Raw genomic sequence first — 1095 nt, forward strand, 5'->3', positions numbered from 1 at the left:
GGGCACCGGCCCGGCCGCCGTCGCCTCCGCCCCCGCTCCCGCCAGCCCCGGCGGCCCTGCGGCTGTTGCCACATCCGATGCCCTGCCGGCGGGCCTGCTGAGCGGTGCGGCCGGTTGGGTGGTGCCGCCGGATCCGGCAGCGTTCGCCGCCGCGCTGCCGGTGGCCGTGGCCAGGGCCGCTGCCCTCTCCGGGGCCGCCCGGTCCCGCTACGAGCGCATCTTCCACCCCGACGTGGTCACGAAACGCCTGATCGACGTGTACGCCTCGCTGAGCCCTTCCGGAGGGAGCTGACCGCCTACCTGCCGTGCGGGTCGGTGGCGTTGAGCGTCTCGATCACCGTGGCGTAGTCGCCGCGCACCTCGGCGTACCGGAGGAACTTCACCCGCTCGACCTGGATCTCCGTCGCGTCCGGCTGCTTCTCGATCAGCCCGAGCACCTCGCGCACGAACTCGTCCAGCGGCATTGCGACCTCGTTGTTCTCGTGCCCCGGCAGCAGTTCGGTACGCACCCCTGGCGGCACCAGCTCCACCACCTTGACACTCGTGTCGGCAAGCTGGAGGCGCAGGGACTCGCTGAGCATGTGGATCGCGGCCTTCGACGCGTTGTAGCTCGGCGTGGCCTTCAACGGCGTGAACGCCAGCCCGGAGGAGACCGTCATGATCGTCGCGTCCGGCCGGGACCGCAGGTGCTCGATGAACGCGGCGATCAGACGGATCGGGCCAAGCACGTTGGTGGCCACCACCGATTCGGCGGAGGCGAGGAACGACTCCGGCTGGTGCCAGTCCTCGACCCGCATGATCCCGGCCATCGTGATCAGCACGTTCAGCTCAGGATGCCGAGCCAGCACCTCCTGGGTGGCTGCGGCGATGCTCGCCGGGTCCGCCGTGTCGATCGTGACGGTGTCGATGCCGGGATGGTCTGCGGCGATCTTGTCCAGCAGTTCCGTGCGGCGGCCACCGACGATCACGGTGTTGCCCCGGGCCTGAAGTTCGAGGGCGAGCGCGAGGCCGATCCCGCTCGTCGAGCCGGGAATGAAGATCGTGTTACCAGAGCTGTCCATACCCCCACCCTGCCCCCGCCAAGACCCCAGAGGC

The 1095-nt window shown here is 70.1% G+C and carries 1 protein-coding gene and 1 pseudogene; one reads left to right on the top strand and one right to left on the bottom strand.

Annotation, left to right across the window (positions count from 1 at the left end; translation table 11 throughout):
* Positions 1–292 (top strand): annotated as a pseudogene (locus C1I93_RS32865) (glycosyl transferase family 1); the annotation flags it as partial.
* Between the two features lie 4 nt (positions 293–296).
* Here the strand turns inward: C1I93_RS32865 and C1I93_RS30640 are convergent.
* Positions 297–1061 (bottom strand): SDR family oxidoreductase, encoded by a 765-nt coding sequence (locus C1I93_RS30640; RefSeq protein ID WP_111246703.1) that lies wholly within the window; start codon positions 1059–1061, stop codon positions 297–299.
* Between the last annotated feature and the right edge of the window lie 34 nt (positions 1062–1095).

This window comes from Micromonospora endophytica, assembly GCF_003236305.1.
In the GTDB taxonomy this organism is placed as follows: domain Bacteria; phylum Actinomycetota; class Actinomycetes; order Mycobacteriales; family Micromonosporaceae; genus Micromonospora; species Micromonospora endophytica.